Raw genomic sequence first — 17,032 nt, 5'->3', positions numbered from 1 at the left:
GTCAGGCGTGCGGGTCATAATCGCTCAGGCGCTTGCCGGGCTCGTCTGCGAAGACCTCGGGCAGGGGCGAGATTGCTTCGATCAGGTCGATGCGGAAAACGCGGAACCCCTGGCGTAGCTCGCACCATGCCGTCAGGGTCCAGACGCGCCCCCAGTATTCCATGTACAGGGGGCGTATGACCCGATCGGTCAGAACGCCGTCGATCCGTCGGTAGGACAGTCGTAACTTTTGCCGCGATTTGATGGCGGCGCGGATCGGGGCCATATGCGCCAGTCCACGGGCCGCATCGGCAAAGGGATAGACCGCAAATTTCCAACTATCAGCCTCGGCCACTACCTGCGTGGGCAACACGGCGTCGATCTTGTCGGCCAGCGACGTGGCTGCGGCCTTGAGGTCGGGGTCTGCGGCTTCGGCCACGATGGCCATACCGAGGTTCAACGCCTCAAGCTCGGCAGGGGTCAGGTTCAGTGGGGGCAGGGTGATCTGCTCACGCACCATGTAGCCCACGCCGCGTTCGCCCTCGACGGGGATGCCCGAGGCAACCAGCGTATCCATGTCGCGATAGATGGTGCGAACCGACACCTCAAGTCGGTCCGCGATGTCCTGCGCACGGTGCAGTTTACCGTCGCGCAGGATCTGGATGATATCGAACAGCCGGTCAGAGCGGCGCATGGGATGTCCTGTGTGTCATGACGCTCCGATGGTCCAATGGATTGCATCGTGGCGCATGGTGACCGTGTCCGGCGCGATTGCGGCCATCACCGCAGGAGCGAAATCCTGCTTTGGAAAGGCTGCGGCGGCGGATTGAGCGCAATCCATGTTGGCCCAGATGACTGTGTCGGTCCAAAGCCCATCATCCCCTGCGCTGAGGCGCCGAAAGACAAAGCCATCTGCGTTGCGAACAAAGGATTCTGTGCCTTTCATGATGTTCACGAAATCCTCCTTTGTTACATCGGCCGCGAGTTTGAAGGTTACGGTTTCTGCGATTTGTGTCACGTCATGCTCCTGTTTTGATGAGACAGGGCTGTTGTACGTGTTTACAACTGACATAAACCTGTCAGTTGAGAAATGCGAGTCCTCAAAAATCGCGTGATCCGTTCATTTTTGGACACAGAACCGGGCCGACACGCTTTTGCGATGGACCGCACGGGCGTAAACACAGTGCCAGATCACATTCCCGGCGCGCGTGCGCCGACTTCAAAGGAGAAGAGACATGCTTAACAATATCGGACTTCCCGGTCTTCTGCTGATTGCCGTTGTGGTGCTGGTGCTGTTTGGCCGCGGCAAAATCAGCTCGCTTATGGGCGAAGTGGGCAAAGGCATCACCTCGTTCAAGAAGGGCGTCAAAGAAGGTGCGGACGAGCTGGAGCAGGACGCGTCCGAGGTGGCCAAAGACGTCACGCCCGAGACAGACAAAGACAAGGTCTAAGCGCAGATGTTTGATCTGGGCTGGACCGAGCTTCTGGTCATCGGCGTTGTTGCCCTGATCGTTGTGGGGCCAAAGGACCTGCCGGTGTTGTTCCGCAATGTCGGCCGCTGGGTTGGCAAGGCCCGTGGCATGGCGCGCGAGTTCAGCAGCGCCATGAACGAGGCGGCGGATCAGGCGGGCGTGAACGAGATCAAGAAGGGTCTGAATGCGGCCACCAATCCTGTGAACACCGCCATGGACGGTGTCAAAGAGGCCGCACAGGAAATGGCCAAGAGCATGGACCCGACCAAGTTCGACCCCGACAGCGAGACAGGCAAGCTGGCTGCTGAACGTGCCGAGCAGGCTAAGAAGATCCAGGCCTCGACCGCGCGTGCCGCTGCCGAGCGTAAGGCCAAAGAAGCTGCGGATGCGCTAGCCAAGGCTGAAGAGGCCGAAGCCGCGCTGAATACTGAAAGCAAGACATGAGCAATACCGACGAGATCGAAGACAGCTCGGCCCCATTGATCGAGCATCTGGCAGAACTGCGCACGCGGTTGATTCACTGCGTCGTGGCGTTTCTGATCGGGATGATAATCTGTTTCACGGTCGCTACGCCGCTGTTTAACTTCCTGACGAATCCCTTGTGTCAGGTTCTAGCTGATCGCGGACAGGATTGTGGACTGATCTTCATCTCACCGCAGGAAGGTTTCTTCGTCGCCATCAAGGTCTCGCTGCTGGGCGGCTTCATACTGGCATTCCCCTATATCGGGATGCAGATGTGGCGGTTCGTGGCACCAGGCCTGTACCGGACAGAAAAGAATGCGTTCCTGCCGTTCATGCTGGCGTCGCCGTTCATGTTCCTGCTGGGGGCAAGCTTTGCGTTTTACGTGGTCACGCCGCTGGCTTACGACTTTTTCCTGGGTTTCCAGCAGTTCGGAGCGGAAGGCGAGGCGGTGGTTGACGGCACGGTCACAGCGCCGCTGAGCGTGGTCTTCCAGGGCTCGGCACAGGAATACCTGAACCTGACGATCAAGTTCATCGTGGCCTTTGGGCTGTGTTTCCAGCTGCCGGTTCTATTGACCCTGATGGGCAAAGCCGGGTTGGTAACTGCCGAAGGTCTGGGGGGCGTGCGTAAATACGCTGTGGTTGCCATTCTGGTTCTGGCCGCGCTGGTGACACCGCCTGACGTGATCACGCAGGTCATCCTGTTCGTGGTCGTCTATGGGCTGTACGAGGTTTCGATCTTCCTGGTCGCACGTGTTGAGAAGAAGCGCGAGGAACAACTGCGCGCCGATGGATACTATGACGACGAAGAAGAAGCGGATGAAGAGATCATTCAGGAAGAAGAAGGCAAGTAATCCTGATGATCGGTAACAATCAGGCGCGCCCGTTGGGGGCGCGCCTTTTTTGTGCGCGGCTCTTGTTGCGCCCGGCGGAACATGGTTTGAACCCAGCAAAACCGACCGGAGGCGCCTATGAACGACCAAGCCCTGAACCGTATCGCTGACGCCTTGGAACGCATGGCACCGGCCCCATTGGCCGCGCCCGACTTCGAAGCTGCCCCAGCTTTTGTCTGGCAAGTCGAGCCGGACCGGCTGGAGCCGGTCAAACAGGTCAACCGTGTCGATCTGGACCTGTTAGTGGGCATTAATCGTTCACGTGATACGCTGCTGGACAACACGCGCCGCTTTGCGGCCGGATACAAGGCCAACAACGCGCTGTTGTGGGGTGCACGGGGCATGGGTAAATCCAGCCTCGTGAAAGCTGTCCACGGTACGTTGCAGGCAGAATTTCCTGACCTCAAACTGGTCGAACTTCAGCGTGAAGATATGGGCTCGGTCGCGCGTCTTCTTAACCACCTGCGGGCAGCGCCACACCGGTTCATCCTGTTCTGTGATGACCTGTCGTTCAGCCACGATGACCAGCATTACAAGTCGCTCAAGGCGGTGCTGGACGGAGGCATCGAGGGCCGCCCCGAAAACGTTGTCTTCTACGCGACCTCGAACCGCCGTCACCTGATGCCGCGGGACATGATCGAAAACGAACGCTCCAGCGCGATCAATCCGTCAGAGGCGGTCGAGGAAAAAGTCTCGCTCTCTGACCGGTTCGGCCTGTGGCTGGGCTTCCACCCCTGCGATCAGGATGAATATCTTGCGATGATCGATCGGTATTGCGCGGCTCATGGTGTGTCCGTCGACGCCGATGTCCTGCGCGCCGAGGCCATCGAATGGCAAGCCACCCGGGGCGGACGTTCGGGTCGCGTGGCGTGGCAGTTCTTTGTCGATCTGGCCGGGCGCAACGGCGTACATATCGCGTAGACCGCCCGCTACATCTGGCCAAAGTATCCCCACCGGAGGCATGGCCTAAAGGGCTATTCCTACAATAGCGTCAGAATTCGGGCCGCCTCATCGGCAGGGCTGGTCAAGACATTGCGGTCTTCGCCGGGGTGGAACCGAGCGCGCACAGCCGTGGGCATTGGCGCGGGTTCCACGATCGACACGCGCGGACCCGTGCGTTCTGTCTCCACCGCCCAGCTGCGGGCAAGCGCCAATTGCGCGGCCTTAGTTGCTCCATAGATGCCATAGAACTTCTCACCCGCTTTGGGATCGTCAAAAAACACCGCATGGCCGCTGTCGCCCAACAGGGGCGCGATATACGGGATTAGAACCGACGTGGCTGTTGCGTTGATGTTGACCGCCTTCGTCCATTCCTTGGGGTCCACGAAATGCACAGGCGTCAGGGCCGAGGTGTGGACTGCAGTGTGCATCCACAGATCAACTTTGCCCCATCGGTCATGAATTCCCCGGCACAGGGTCGCCATGGCGTTCGGATCCGCGATGTCCATCGGCGCAAGCGTGGCGGCACCACCCTTGGCTTTGATCCGGTCGTCCAACTCTTCCAGCCCACCAGTGGTGCGGGCGACGGCGACGATGTGATACTCGGGTGCCAGAGCTTCGGCCAGGGCAGCACCCAATCCACGCGAGGCCCCGGTGATGAGGGCAATTTTAGTCTGATCGGTCATAAGGGCGGTTTGAACCCATGCGCGCAGGGCGTCAAGACAGATTAACTTCCAGGGATGACGATCCGCTTGGTCTGGCCGCTTTGTCGCAGCATGACGCCTTCGTCATCAATGGCAATCACAGTGCCCGACGACACCCGGCTGCCGGGCTTGACCTCTTTGACCCGGCCTGACGACAGGCGCACCAACGCACGCATGTCAGCTTTTGGGCCAAAGATGCCCAGGACAGCGACTGCGTTCTTCTTCAACGCGCCTGTCTGTGTGGCCGCGCTTTTGACGTTGGCGTTTGACATGATTTCCGGCCCGGCCGCGTTGGCCTGACCCCTTGTTTTATGAGTGGTTCGGCAGATGCGCTATCAAACGAAGGACCGGAACTAAAGGGGCGGGGAGTGCGCGATAGCGTAGCTGAATTGCTGCGCCGCCGAAGCCCCTGCAATTGCGGTTTCTTCATCGAAGAGTTGTGCGCGAAAACCAACCGATCAGGCGCGGCCCATACGTGAAAAGGCCCGCATCGCAATTGCGAAACGGGCCATCACTGCAATCTGATTCGCTGATATGTCCTTAGCCGGACGCCAGTTTGGCCGCATTCCAGGACCCGCCGGGCACCTGCATGTCCTGCTTTTTCTTGCTGACCCTGCTGCTGTTTTCGAGGCTGTCCAGATAGTCTTCGCTGACGCTGCCGGTGATGTAATTTCCGTCAAAGCACGAGCAATCGAAGGATTCGATATCTGGGTTGCCTTCCTTGGCGGACCAAATCAGGTCATCGAGGTCCTGATAGAACAGGGCGTCTGCGCCCAGCTCCTGCCGGATATCCTCAATGTTCTTACCGTTTGCGATCAACTCATGCTTGGTGGGCATGTCGATGCCGTAAACGTTTGGAAACTTCACCGGTGGCGAGGCGCTGGCGATGAACACCTTCTTGGCACCGGCTTCGCGGCACATTTGAACGATCTTTTTGATCGTGTTGCCGCGTACGATGGAATCGTCGATCAGCAATACGTTGTGGCCCTTAAACTCCAACGGAACGGCGTTCAGCTTGCGGCGTACGGATTTCTGACGCTCTTCCTGACCGGGCATGATGAATGTGCGGCCTACATAGCGGTTCTTGACCAGACCCTCACGGTAAGGAATGCCCGTGGCTTTCGCGACCTCAAGCGCCACTGGGCGTGCGCTATCGGGTACCGGGATGATGCGGTCGATCTCTAGCCCTGCAGCCTCAATCTGGCGCGCCAGCGTCTGACCCATACGCATCTGGGTTTTGTAGACCGAAACACCATCCAACAGCGAATCCGGACGGGCCAGGTAGACGTACTCAAAGATACAAGGGGTCAGCTGACCGTCGACTGCCTGGAACGTGTGCATGTTGCCGTCGAGGTCAATCAGGATGGCCTCACCCGGTTTCACATCGCGCAGCTTTTCAAACCCGTTGATACCGAATGCCACGTCTTCGGACGCAAAGGCATAGTCGTCGCCGTCCCCATCCACATCGCGCTTGGCAACCGACAGGGGGCGAATGCCGTAGGGATCGCGGAACGCCAGCATACCAACGCCGGCCACCAGACAGATCACTGAATAAGCACCCTGAACGCGTTCCATTGTCATCTTTACACCGGCAAAGATATTGCGGATGGGTTCGGCATTGCCATTGACCTTGATTGCGTCGGCCACTTTGTCCGCCAGAACATTCAGCAGAATCTCTGAATCCGAAGTGGTGCGCAGATGGCGGCTGTATTTGGCGGTGACTTTCTCGCGCTGCTCGGCGGTGTTGGTGATATTGCCGTTATGGACCAAATAGATGCCATAGGGCGCGTTGACGAAAAACGGCTGCGCCTCGGCCGCGCTGAGCGATCCGGCCGTAGGATAGCGCACATGCCCCATACCGACTTGTCCCAGCAGGGTCTCGGCGTCATTGGCGTTAAAGACGTCCTTGACCAACCCGTTGGCTTTCTTCTCACGGAAGAACTCACCAGTATAAGTCACTATCCCCGAGGCATCCTGACCCCGGTGCTGCAACATCAGCAGCCCGTCATAGATTTCCGCAAAGACATCATGTGTCCTGCTTGCGATCCCTAAAATGCCACACATATACGGGCTCCAATTTCCATGACGTGTTTATGTTGATTAGGTGTGCGGGTCGGACCGTCTGCGCAGCGGTATCTGTACGCATTGTCGCCCGGCCGATTGGCGGCGCAAACGCGCCAGCGTCGCAAGGGCAAGCGCGTAAGAAAACAGATACAGCAAGATCGGCAGCTCCGATTCCATGTCAGTTCGCCACTCACATAATGCCTAAGCGCGCCTGTGTCATCAAAGGATCACATTCGCGATTTGACGCATGCGGATTTTGTCAAAAACAACATGAAAAGGTGACAGGGACCGCAGGCATGTGGTGTCATGGTCGACATAGTGAGTTTTCGGCAATGATAAAGGTTCGATCGGATACCCGCCATGTGGCAGCACAAACAAGGAAACAAAAAAGAAGAACCGGTAAAGCGCCGGTGTCACCGATGCAGGGGTATGGGGCGGGCACCTTGCCAGATCTGTAACGGATCGGGAGAGGTTATCAAAAGTCGCGACATTCACGGAAAGCCGATATCCAATCGCTGCGACGGCTGTTTCGGTTTGAAGACGATTAGATGCACGGTTTGTGCAGGCGAAGGGTTTGTGTGAGCTCGAAGATTTACTAAGCAAAAAAAACGGGTGTAGCTGCGAACCAGTGCCCTTTTTGTCGAAAAGAGATCTCGAAAACTCTTCAGCAAATTGTTTTTGTACTGGGCTCTGACAAGCGGATATCCGGTGACTCTGGTCGGGCGCCCGGAATGCGACCGGATTAGACGTGATTTCCTTCCACAGTGCGCCATCAGCGTCAGTTTTTGGGGTTCTGGTGGCATTATGATACAATCCTAGCGTTGAGACTCTCTGGTAGCTCAACGGGAAAAGTAGTCATTACAATCTCGAATTTGTCGAAAAGGATGTGTTTCATGTCTTACGGACTTTGTAATTTTCAACTCAAAAGTGTGCGTTCATTTCTGAGCGTGGCAGTCATTGCTGCAGGCTTTGGAGCCATGACGACGACAACAGGGTTTGCACAGGTGTTCATGACTCAGGAAGAGCTTCTTGCCACAATACCTGGCGGCCAGTTGTCTGGCGTCTCTAACAATGACGGAAAGACGCCGTGGATTCAGGCATACAGCAAGGCAACAAGCAAGAAGAACGGCAAACTCAACGGGCTTTGGGACGGTAAGGACAAATACACGGGGGACTGGTTCGTCAAAGACGATCAGTGGTGTGAGAAAGGGAATTGGGGGCAAAAGTGCTGGAGCGTCGAACGTATCGGCGCAAATGAGTTTCGGATCTACGAAAACGGACAACCGAAAAAGAACACTTGGAAACTCAAGTAGAAGTGAGCTTTTAGGAGGGTTTTGATCGGGATGTGTGGGTTTTTTGAAGACCCGGCAAGACACCCAAGATGTTCTTAATGACAACCGTTCAGTGAATGATCTTCCAGACAATTACAAAAGCTCGGGCACAAACGAAGACGAGCCGCCGGCAAAGCGGCGGCTCGTTTCAACAATTGCGGCATGGGTGGGACCCGTGCCAGGCATTTATTCCGTAGTCGTAGGGGCTGTCAGATCCTCGGCCGGTGCGGAACCTTCCGCACAGCTGGCGACCAGTTCTTCATATTGGCGGGTGACCCAGCCAAGAGCCGCTTCGGGGTTCTGTTCTTCGATCTTGTCGCTGAACTGTTCGAACACCTTGGCCGAGCGGCTTTCGTCAACGATCGTATAGGACTGACCCGTCATGACCGTGTCATAGACAAAGAACGCGATGGCAACCAACAGGATGCCGCGGGCGATGCCGAAGAAAAAGCCAAGTGCCTGATCCAGTCCGCCCAAAGCAGATCGCTGGACGATCGACGAAAACAAGGGCGTAAAGATGCTGACAATAATAAGTGCAACTGCAAACACCGCAGCAAAGCCCGTAATGACGGACAATTCGCAGCTGTCGCGCAGGAAATCCCCAACAACCGGGATCTCTTTGACCAGTGGCACCGCTTGGGGCGCGAAAATAAAGGCCAGCACTGCGGCTGCGACCCAGCCTGCGATGGCCAGAACCTCACGTAAGAAGCCGCGCGAATAGGCAAGAATGCCTGAAACGACGACGATCAGGGCAACGACCCCGTCAATTATTGTAAAACCTTCCATGGCCCTCGCCTGTTTTTTTCTGCCCCTCAGGGGGCGACTTTAACCTGCTCCGAAGGTTTCGCCAACAAACCCAACCAAATCAGAGGGTCGGGTGAGTGTCAGACCTGCCACAGTACCGGTTTTGCCGCCCGCCGGAGCGATTGCCGATGTGAAACCAAGTTTTTGAGCTTCTTTCAACCTGTTTTCGGTCTGCGGGGCCGGTCTAAGTGCCCCAGATAACGAGATTTCTCCGAAAACAACGGTATCTGCAGGCAGGGCTGTGTCTTCTCGGGCACTCAACAGGGCTGCTGCAACGGCCAGATCTGCGGCAGGTTCACCGATTTTCAATCCGCCAGCGACATTGAGGTACACATCGAGACCTGCAAAAGGGATGCCGCAGCGTGCTTCGAGCACGGCGAGGATCATTGCCAGACGCCCACTGTCCCAACCAACAACGGTACGGCGCGGTTGTGAATGTGGGGACGGGGCCACAAGTGCTTGTAGTTCAACCAAAACGGGGCGTGTGCCTTCGATCCCTGCAAATACGGCCGATCCGGGGCTTGGTTTGCCGCGCTCGGACAGAAACAAAGCCGAAGGGTTTGTGACCTGTGCAAGCCCTTTGCCTGTCATCTCGAACACGCCGATCTCGTCCGCAGGGCCAAAGCGGTTCTTGACCGCCCGTAGGATGCGGAACTGATGGCCGCGTTCGCCTTCGAAGTAAAGAACGGTGTCGACCATATGTTCGACGACGCGAGGACCTGCAATTTGGCCTTCTTTGGTGACGTGGCCGACCATGATGATTGAAACACCGTGCCGTTTCGCAAACGTGGTCAATTCATGTGCTGCGGCCCGGACTTGTGACACCGAGCCCGGTGCGCTGTCCACATTGTCGGCCCACATGGTCTGAATCGAGTCGATGATGGCCAGACCGGGTTTCTCTGCTTCAAGCGTCGTCAGAATGTTCCGCAGGTTGGTTTCGGCGGCCAGTTGGACCGGTGCGTCCTCTAGACCCAGACGGCGCGCGCGCATGCGCACCTGCGCGCTGGCTTCTTCGCCAGACACGTAAATCGTCTTGACGCCCGCACGTGCAAACCGCGCTGCGGCCTGTAACAGCAACGTCGACTTGCCAATACCTGGATCGCCCCCAACCAGCAGGGCCGAGGCCGGGACCAGACCGCCACCCAAAACGCGGTCTAGTTCTTCTACGCCGCACAAGGTGCGCGGCGGCGGTGTTTCCTCGGTCGACAGGTCCGTGAGTGTAATGGACTGGCCACGTTTGCCGCCGAGGGATTTCTTTGCAGGGCCAGCCGAAAGAGGTACGTCTTGCGTGATTGTGTTCCATTCACCGCAGCCGTCGCACCGACCGGACCACCGGGAATGCGTTGCGCCACAGGCCGAGCAGGAGAAAGTTGTCTTTGCCATTCGGCCTTGGTGCCCGAGCGCGGGCGGTTCTTCAAGCCCTAGCAGGGCTTTCATCTCCGCCGGTGGCGCGCCGCGTCCTCAGGCCCGATGAGCCATCGTTCCCGGCGGGCATTATCGCGCCTATTCGGCGGCGCGGGGCGGCGACATCGCTATGACGCTCGATTTCTTGGGATCGCGGTCGTCGACGGGCGATTGAAGCTGTGCCGACAATTCGGGCAGCAATTCAAACAGTTCGTCCCGCAAACGCGCCAGCTGCGATTTGGCAATGGATTCTTCCATCTCGATATCGTGGGTCCATTGGCGCAGCTCGTGCTGGATGACCTGTGCTTCTTCGATCCGTTTCTGGAACGTTTCAATCTCTTCCTGACGTTGCTGCAGGAACGTGCGGGCACGGCTGACGCGGGCATCGCCATAGGTTTCTGCCAGCTCTTGGCTAATGTGGCTCATTTGTGCGGCCAACTCCAGGATTTCGGGTTCGAGCGATTGCAGGTCGGGGTGGTGGCGCAGGAAGGCCATCCTTTCCTTAACTGCGTCGAATTCTGAGGACAGCAGAAACGTTTCGCCGCGATCCGCTGAATGAGCCAATTGGTAGGCCTGAGCCACGTCATACATGTTCAATGAGAACTTACGATGTGACGTTTCAAGCGCCATCATCCGGGCATTAGCGGGCAGATAGAACGCCAGCATGAGAATCAGCACGGTCAAGCCGACCTGGATATACATGCCCGCGTCCATAGCCGGATCGTTGCCGAAACCGGCCTGCATGGACAGCCAGGGCAGAACCCCCAAAGCGGATAAAAGACAGACACCGACCAGGAACAATGCCGCGGTGCAAATGAGGAAAAAAGTCAGTCTTAAAAAGGCATTCTGAAATTGCAATGTGATGTTATGGAGGGCAGTCATCTTAGACGAACTCCTTTTGAAACCGGAACACACCAGCCCAAAGCGGGGAACATCTAACACACACAGAATGATCCGCTCAGGACCGAAACTACAAAAATTTTCTGCTCGAAATATAAAGATGATACTCAGATAAGCGTTTTCAATCAATTACGTCTGAGGATTTCGTGATCTGCGTGTCATTTCGGTAATGTGGCCCAATGCGAGCGAGGCCAGAATGCACGCCGTAAACAGGTAAAGACCCCACGCGGTTTCGATGGTTGCGTAAGAGATACCCTTGGCCAGCGTGATGTAAAGCGCGATGAGGAAAATGTCGGCCATAGCCAGTTTCCCGAGGATGTTGAGTGCGGGTTGGACGCGTGGGTCCAGCATGTCCCATTGGATCAGGGCGGTACCGATTGTTTTGATATAGGGCGCGAAGAGGGCGAAAATGGTGACGATCAGCGCGAGGAAGACGTCTGATTTCCACAGCGATTGCAGGCCGGTGATGACGCTGATCTCGCTGAGGCCGAAGATCGGCAGGAACCCCGCGCGCATCAGCGGGGCGAACCACGCGATGGGGTAGAGGATCAGGAGCGAGAGGGTAGCGAGGCGTAACATGGCTTCATATTTTTTGGGTAACAACGAATAATAGTCCAATCAGAAAACTCGCGAAATCGAGTTTCCATGGTCGGCCTGTCCAGTCGTGCAAGAATTGCTTACGTAAAAACAGCCCTAATCCGAAAAAGGAAAAACCTAGTGCAAAATTTAGCGCTGGAATCTGAGCATTCCTTACCCAGACCAAACCAAAGTACGCCATCGCAATAAGAAAAACCGTGAGTAGCGACAATAGGACGGGGTTCTTAGTTTTGACCACTTTGTCTGGAGCCTCTCCAACGCCCCAACCGAATTGCTGGCGGTGAATGTGCGCTTGGGCTTGGGCGTATTTGACTTTTGAAGCGAGAGACTTTCCAAATGCAGGAAAGGCGCCTGATGTTGAAACCCCCAATCCAGTTAAATAGGCGAGGCCTAAAAGCCTTACAATGTTCGAAACCTCAAGAATGCTCGAGCTACTTATCACCGCACCGCCTCAATCGGCCCTTCCGCACTCCCGCTGATAAACTGCTCGACATAAGGATCGCCCGAGGCATCCATCTGGCTGACCGGGCCGGTCCATTGGATGACCCCTCCGTGCAGCATGGCCACGTTGTCGGCAATCGCGCGGACCGAGCTCATGTCGTGAGTGATGGTCATCGCGGTGGCGCCCATCTCGGTCACGATCTCGCGGATCAGATCGTTGATGACGCCGGACATGATCGGATCCAGGCCGGTGGTGGGCTCGTCGAAAAAGATGATCTCGGGCTCGGCGGCGATGGCACGGGCAAGGCCCACGCGCTTCTGCATTCCGCCGGACAGTTCCGACGGAAAGCGGTCGGCGACATCGGATTTAAGGCCCACTCGGCGCAGTTTCTCGATGGCGATCTCACGCGCGTATTCGGCGGGGCGCTTCAACGGACCGCGCAGCAGGCGGAAGGAAACGTTCTGCCAGACGGGCAGGGAGTCGAACAGCGCCGCGCCCTGAAACAGCATTCCAAAGCGGGCCAAAAACTTATCGCGGTCGCCCTTGGCCGCGTCTTTGCCGTTCACGTAGATCATGCCGCTGTCGGGCTTGATCAGGCCCAGAATGCACTTCAGAGCCACGGACTTGCCGGTGCCTGAACCACCGATGATGACCATCGAGGTTCCCTTGGGGATCTCAAGGCTCATGCTCTGCAGAACCTGATTGTCGCCAAAGGCTTTTGCTACGTTCTCCATCCTGATCATACCGAGAAGAACACCCCTGTGAGAATGAAGTTGGCGGCCAGGATCATGATCGCGGCGGATTCGACCGAGGATTTGGTGGCCCGGCCCACACCCTGTGCGCCGCGGCCGGAATTCATGCCGTAGTAGCAGCCCATGATGGCCGCGATCAGGCCGAAGGCCGCGCCCTTTACCAGAGACGACACGATGTCCTTGGTCTCAAGAAAATTGACGGTGTTTTGCAGATAAGTCGCTGCGTTAAAACCCAGATTTTGGGTCGCAACGACATAACCGCCTGCTATGCCGATGATATCTCCGATCCCGACCAGCAACGGCACGGTGATCAGAGCGGCCAGAACGCGCGGTGCGGTCAGGTATTTCATCGGGTGGGTCGACAGGGTGACCAGCGCGTCGATTTGCTCGGTCACTTTCATCGTAGCGATTTCTGCTGCAATGGATGAGGTTACGCGCGCGGCGATCATAAGGCCAACCAGCACCGGCCCAAGTTCGCGCACCATGCCGATGGCAACGATCTGGGGTACCACGGCCTCGGCGTTGAAACGCGCGCCGCCCGCATAGATTTGCAAGGCCAGCGCACCACCAGTGAAGATTGCGGTCAGGCCAACAACCGGCAGTGACAGCCAGCCTACATTCATCAGGGCAACGGCAAATTCGCGCGGGTAAAACGGTGGCCGAAAGATGTGTGATATCGCGTCCAGCGCGAATATTCCCACCTTGCCAAAATTGGCAAGCATGGACAGGACAGCACGGCCCAACCCACCCAGCACGGCCAAAGGGTTCATTCGACGTATCCCCGGGAATAGCGTGCACCCAGCGACGTCAGGATTTCATATCCGATGGTGCCGGCGGCTTCGGCCAGGTCGTCGACTGTTTGATGTCCGTTCAGGATGCGCAGGCGTTCGGGATCTTCGGGCAGATCGGTGACGTCGACCGTGATCAGATCCATCGAAATGCGCCCGACAACCGGGCAGGGCTGGTTGCCAAAAAACACGTCGATCCCACCACCGATCGCGCGGTGCAAACCATCAGCGTAACCGGCGGCAACGGTTGCAATGCGAGAGGGACGACGCGCAATCCAACTGTTGCCGTATCCGACCGTTTCACCGACGTCGACCGGGCGAACTTGGATCACCGGCAGGTCAACCGTCACCACCGGTTTCGCTTCGGCAAAAGGCATGCCGCCGTACAGGCCGACGCCGGGGCGGCAGAAATCAAAGTGGAATTCGGGTCCAAGAAACGTACCGCCCGTGGCCGCCAACGACCTTGGTGATGCGGTGCCATCAGTCATCTCGCGGAAGGTCTTCAGTTGCTGGCGATTCATTGGATGATCAGGTTCGTCCGAACAGGCCAAGTGCGACATCATTACGGCGGGGTTCAGTGCCTCGGCCTTTGGGCGCAGTTCAGCCCAGTCAGCAGGTTCCAGACCAAGGCGGTTCATGCCGCTGTCCAGCTGAATACCAAAGGGATGATCCGGAAGCGCCTGTTGATGGCGCATGAATTGCTCGGGCGCATTGATCAGCGGCGTCAGATCGTGATCGCGCAGCAGATCGGTGTCACCTTCCATATGACCCGAGAATACAGCGATCATCGGTCCGGGGCCGATGGCCTTACGCACGGCAACCCCTTCTTCGGCAACTGCAACAAAGAATTTGCGAACGCCTTCCTCTGCCAGGGTCGCGGACACAGGCTCGGCCCCCAGGCCGTAGGCGTCAGCTTTGACCACGGCGCCGGTTTCGACATCCGTTTTTGCATCGAGCGCGCGCCAGTTGCTGGCCAGCGCCTGAAGATTAATCGTCAAACGTGCGGTACTCATGGAACCGTTCATGACATTGGATCACGGCAGGTCAAGGGGGTAGGCGGCTATTAATGCAAACTTGTCCGCGTTCATGGGCAACTATTGGCCAACGGTGCAAGGCATTGGCGTAAAAACATGTTCGGCTCGCCTCTGCATCGCCATTGTATCCGTCCTATGTTCAACCGGGTGCATCGGCGTGTAATCGTTGAACCAGATACAGACCCACGTACGATTGGAGAGAGTTCACCATGAAATTCACGACAGGGAAAGATGAATGGGAGGCCGCGCTGCCCGGCTTGTTCAGGAGGGTGTTCACGGCTTCGGCAAGCGATGAAGAAGGGACCGCGATCGGCGCGTTGGTTTCGGATCTGTTGGCCACAACGCCTGACGGTGATTTGAGTGCAGCCATTGCCCATGATGGCCCCCAAGTGCTGGGTTGCATCCTGTTTTCGCGGCTGCGCTTTGACCAAGATCCGCGACAGGTGTTCCTGATGTCGCCGGTTGCCGTGCGTACGGATAGCCAGAAAGCGGGGATAGGGCAGCGACTGATCGCGTTTGGGTTGGACGAGCTGCGCCGTGACAAAGTGGATTTTGTGGTGACTTACGGCGACCCGAACTACTACGGCAAAACCGGGTTTTTTCCGATTTCAGAAAAAGTCGCCCAAGCTCCTCTGCCGTTAAGCCATCCGCACGGGTGGTTGGGGCAATCGTTGACAGGGGCTGAGATGGCGCCGTTCAAGGGGCCATCTCACTGTGTCAGTGCATTCAACAAACCCGAGTTGTGGTGAGGGTTAATACCCCTCAATCTGTCCGTCCTGTTGCCAGGGTTTGACCAGATTTCCAAATCGGGTGAACTGCGCCTCGAACGAGAGGTCAACCGTGCCGATGGGACCGTGGCGCTGCTTGCCGACAATGACTTCGGCCTTGCCGTGCAGACGTTCCATTGCCTGTTTCCACTCTTCCATCTTTTCAAGTTCGTGATCGCCGGGCTTTTCGCGTTCCTTGTAGTACTCCTCACGGTACACGAACATCACCACGTCGGCGTCCTGTTCGATCGAGCCTGATTCCCGCAAGTCGGACAGTTGTGGGCGCTTGTCGTCGCGGTTTTCAACCTGACGCGAAAGCTGGGACAGGGCGATCACCGGAATTTGCAATTCCTTGGCGATGGCTTTCATGCCCATCGAGATTTCGGCAATTTCGTTGACGCGGTTTTCGGCCATTCCCCGGCACAGCTGCAGGTAGTCGATAACGAGCAGGTCTAAACCATGTGTCCGCTTCAAACGGCGTGCCCGAGCCGCCAGCTGCGATATCGGTAGGGCGGGCGTGTCGTCAATGAAAAGCGGGCAGGCTTCCAGTTCCTTGGCCGCGTCAACAAAGCGGCGGAACTCGGACTCGGTCATGTCACCCTGGCGGATCTTATGGGATGAGATTTCGGAGGCTTCAGCCAGAACCCGACCGGCCAACTGTTCGGCACTCATTTCCAATGAGAAAAAGCCAACGACACCGCCGTCAACCGCGCCCTCTGAGCCGTCTGGTTTCAGCCCACGTTTGTACGCCTTGGCGACATTGAATGCCACGTTGGTCGCCAGAGAGGTTTTTCCCATCGACGGACGACCGGCAAGAATGATCAGGTCAGACGGGTGCAAGCCACCCAGTTGTTTGTCCAAGTCGGCCAGACCGGTGGAAATCCCTGCCATGCCACCGCCGCGCTGGTACGCTTCGTTGGTGACGTTGACGGCTTCTGTGACCGCCTTGAGGAAGGATTGAAATCCCTGTTCGGTCTGGCCCTGCTCGGATAACTGATAAAGATGTTGCTCGGCTTCGACGATTTGTTCTTTTGGTTCGCTGCTGATGTCGACCCGCGCTGCCTTGTCCGAGATATCGCGGCCCAGGCGGATCAGCTCGCGCCGGATTGCCAGATCATAAATCATCTGGGCATAGTCATGCACCGCAAAGGCGCTGATCGATGCGCCCGCCAGTTTGACCAGATAGGCCGGGCCACCCAGTTCCTGCAAGCCCTCATCCTCGGCCATGAAGGATTTCAACGTCACAGGCGAGGCCAGCGCATTCTTAGCTATCCGGGTCGAGGCGACCTCATAAATCCGGGAGTGAACCGGGTCATAGAAATGCTCGGCCCCGATGATAGAGGCGACCCGATCATAAAGATCGTTATTGGTCAGGATCGCACCCAGAAGCTGCTGTTCGGCCTCAATGGAATGCGGCATGGTTTCGGCGTTCTGAATCCGAGCTGCTGCCTGCTCGATACTGCTTATCTCGTTCATTTTGTCCCCGCTGCCCTGCGGCGCTTTCTACACGCTATTTTGGCGTGTCGGCTATCTGGAAATACCTGTGGCTAACTATGGATAAAGCCTTGGGATAACTTTCCTGACAGTTTGGATACCTGTGTATGCGTAGCTTATTATGTAGGAATTGGGGGAAAAGTCACCAGATATCGTGGCCGGTCGACCGATTCTTCTGGGCTTATCCCCAATCTGTCCACAAGAGG

21 protein-coding genes are annotated in these 17,032 nt (G+C 57.1%); 6 read left to right on the top strand and 15 right to left on the bottom strand.

The window, feature by feature from the left end; translation table 11 throughout:
- Nucleotide 1: 1 nt before the first annotated feature.
- Nucleotides 2-673, bottom strand: coding sequence for a helix-turn-helix transcriptional regulator (locus tag QMP16_RS04440; RefSeq protein WP_282151360.1), 672 nt, complete (start codon nucleotides 671-673; stop codon nucleotides 2-4).
- 15 nt (nucleotides 674-688) lie between these two features.
- Nucleotides 689-997 (bottom strand): hypothetical protein, encoded by a 309-nt coding sequence (locus QMP16_RS04435; protein ID WP_282118279.1) that lies wholly within the window; start codon nucleotides 995-997, stop codon nucleotides 689-691.
- 217 nt (nucleotides 998-1,214) lie between these two features.
- On the opposite strand from QMP16_RS04435, the gene QMP16_RS04430 reads away from it, so the two are divergent.
- The 4 genes from QMP16_RS04430 (at nucleotide 1,215) to QMP16_RS04415 (ending at nucleotide 3,727) form a co-directional block, all read left to right on the top strand.
- A complete protein-coding gene (locus QMP16_RS04430) occupies nucleotides 1,215-1,430 on the top strand; it encodes a twin-arginine translocase TatA/TatE family subunit (RefSeq protein ID WP_058271822.1) in 216 nt (71 codons plus the stop codon).
- A gap of 6 nt (nucleotides 1,431-1,436) precedes the next feature.
- Complete coding sequence (gene tatB, locus QMP16_RS04425; protein WP_058271821.1) at nucleotides 1,437-1,895, top strand: Sec-independent protein translocase protein TatB; 459 nt, start codon at nucleotides 1,437-1,439, stop codon at nucleotides 1,893-1,895.
- Nucleotides 1,892-2,767, top strand: coding sequence for a twin-arginine translocase subunit TatC (gene tatC, locus QMP16_RS04420; protein ID WP_058278110.1), 876 nt, complete (start codon nucleotides 1,892-1,894; stop codon nucleotides 2,765-2,767). The genes tatB and tatC overlap by 4 nt, the downstream gene beginning before the upstream one ends.
- A gap of 117 nt (nucleotides 2,768-2,884) precedes the next feature.
- Entirely contained in the window at nucleotides 2,885-3,727 is an 843-nt protein-coding gene (locus tag QMP16_RS04415; RefSeq protein ID WP_282151359.1) for an ATP-binding protein, read from the top strand.
- Between the two features lie 59 nt (nucleotides 3,728-3,786).
- Here the strand turns inward: QMP16_RS04415 and QMP16_RS04410 are convergent, their stop codons facing one another.
- The 4 genes from QMP16_RS04410 to QMP16_RS04395 form a co-directional block, all read right to left on the bottom strand.
- Nucleotides 3,787-4,431: an SDR family NAD(P)-dependent oxidoreductase gene (locus QMP16_RS04410; RefSeq protein WP_282151358.1), complete on the bottom strand. Its 645-nt coding sequence runs from the start codon at nucleotides 4,429-4,431 to the stop codon at nucleotides 3,787-3,789.
- A gap of 41 nt (nucleotides 4,432-4,472) precedes the next feature.
- A complete protein-coding gene (locus QMP16_RS04405; RefSeq protein ID WP_282151357.1) occupies nucleotides 4,473-4,721 on the bottom strand; it encodes a hypothetical protein in 249 nt (82 codons plus the stop codon).
- Between the two features lie 268 nt (nucleotides 4,722-4,989).
- Entirely contained in the window at nucleotides 4,990-6,513 is a 1,524-nt protein-coding gene (gene purF / locus QMP16_RS04400; protein WP_282151356.1) for an amidophosphoribosyltransferase, read from the bottom strand.
- Between the two features lie 36 nt (nucleotides 6,514-6,549).
- Nucleotides 6,550-6,690 carry a hypothetical protein gene (locus QMP16_RS04395; protein ID WP_282151355.1) on the bottom strand — a complete coding sequence of 47 codons (141 nt, stop codon included), beginning with the start codon at nucleotides 6,688-6,690 and terminating at the stop codon, nucleotides 6,550-6,552.
- An 800-nt stretch (nucleotides 6,691-7,490) separates the two neighbouring features.
- Here QMP16_RS04395 and QMP16_RS04390 point away from each other — a divergent pair.
- On the top strand, nucleotides 7,491-7,826 hold the full coding sequence (locus QMP16_RS04390) for a hypothetical protein (protein WP_282151354.1): 336 nt from the start codon (nucleotides 7,491-7,493) through the stop codon (nucleotides 7,824-7,826).
- Nucleotides 7,827-8,030: 204 nt separating this feature from the next.
- On the opposite strand, the gene QMP16_RS04385 is transcribed toward QMP16_RS04390, so the two are convergent.
- The 8 genes from QMP16_RS04385 to alr all read right to left on the bottom strand — a co-directional run bounded on the left by QMP16_RS04385 (nucleotide 8,031) and on the right by alr (nucleotide 14,544).
- Nucleotides 8,031-8,630 carry a CvpA family protein gene (locus QMP16_RS04385; RefSeq protein ID WP_058271814.1) on the bottom strand — a complete coding sequence of 200 codons (600 nt, stop codon included), beginning with the start codon at nucleotides 8,628-8,630 and terminating at the stop codon, nucleotides 8,031-8,033.
- Between the two features lie 39 nt (nucleotides 8,631-8,669).
- The gene (radA, locus tag QMP16_RS04380; protein ID WP_058271934.1) at nucleotides 8,670-10,031 is read right to left on the bottom strand and encodes a DNA repair protein RadA; all 1,362 of its coding nucleotides are present in this window, start codon (nucleotides 10,029-10,031) and stop codon (nucleotides 8,670-8,672) included.
- A gap of 120 nt (nucleotides 10,032-10,151) precedes the next feature.
- On the bottom strand, nucleotides 10,152-10,934 hold the full coding sequence (locus QMP16_RS04375; RefSeq protein ID WP_282151353.1) for a DNA repair protein: 783 nt from the start codon (nucleotides 10,932-10,934) through the stop codon (nucleotides 10,152-10,154).
- A gap of 147 nt (nucleotides 10,935-11,081) precedes the next feature.
- Complete coding sequence (locus tag QMP16_RS04370) at nucleotides 11,082-11,531, bottom strand: paraquat-inducible protein A (protein ID WP_108858452.1); 450 nt, start codon at nucleotides 11,529-11,531, stop codon at nucleotides 11,082-11,084.
- Nucleotides 11,532-11,535: 4 nt separating this feature from the next.
- Nucleotides 11,536-11,919: a hypothetical protein gene (locus QMP16_RS04365; protein ID WP_282151352.1), complete on the bottom strand. Its 384-nt coding sequence runs from the start codon at nucleotides 11,917-11,919 to the stop codon at nucleotides 11,536-11,538.
- A gap of 68 nt (nucleotides 11,920-11,987) precedes the next feature.
- Nucleotides 11,988-12,734 (bottom strand): ABC transporter ATP-binding protein, encoded by a 747-nt coding sequence (locus tag QMP16_RS04360; protein ID WP_108858454.1) that lies wholly within the window; start codon nucleotides 12,732-12,734, stop codon nucleotides 11,988-11,990.
- Entirely contained in the window at nucleotides 12,731-13,513 is a 783-nt protein-coding gene (locus QMP16_RS04355; protein ID WP_282151351.1) for an MlaE family ABC transporter permease, read from the bottom strand. The genes QMP16_RS04360 and QMP16_RS04355 overlap by 4 nt, the downstream gene beginning before the upstream one ends.
- Complete coding sequence (alr, locus tag QMP16_RS04350) at nucleotides 13,510-14,544, bottom strand: alanine racemase (RefSeq protein WP_282151350.1); 1,035 nt, start codon at nucleotides 14,542-14,544, stop codon at nucleotides 13,510-13,512. The genes QMP16_RS04355 and alr overlap by 4 nt, the downstream gene beginning before the upstream one ends.
- 230 nt (nucleotides 14,545-14,774) lie before the next feature.
- On the opposite strand from alr, the gene QMP16_RS04345 reads away from it, so the two are divergent.
- Nucleotides 14,775-15,314 carry a GNAT family N-acetyltransferase gene (locus QMP16_RS04345; RefSeq protein WP_282151349.1) on the top strand — a complete coding sequence of 180 codons (540 nt, stop codon included), beginning with the start codon at nucleotides 14,775-14,777 and terminating at the stop codon, nucleotides 15,312-15,314.
- 3 nt (nucleotides 15,315-15,317) lie between these two features.
- Here the strand turns inward: QMP16_RS04345 and QMP16_RS04340 are convergent, their stop codons facing one another.
- The gene (locus QMP16_RS04340; RefSeq protein WP_282151348.1) at nucleotides 15,318-16,808 is read right to left on the bottom strand and encodes a replicative DNA helicase; all 1,491 of its coding nucleotides are present in this window, start codon (nucleotides 16,806-16,808) and stop codon (nucleotides 15,318-15,320) included.
- Nucleotides 16,809-17,032 lie beyond the last annotated feature (224 nt).

This window comes from Ruegeria atlantica (assembly GCF_947495585.1).
In the GTDB taxonomy this organism is placed as follows: Bacteria; Pseudomonadota; Alphaproteobacteria; order Rhodobacterales; family Rhodobacteraceae; genus Ruegeria; species Ruegeria atlantica_G.
Note: the sequence above shows the minus strand (reverse complement) of the source record. Positions and strands in the feature narration are given on the sequence as shown.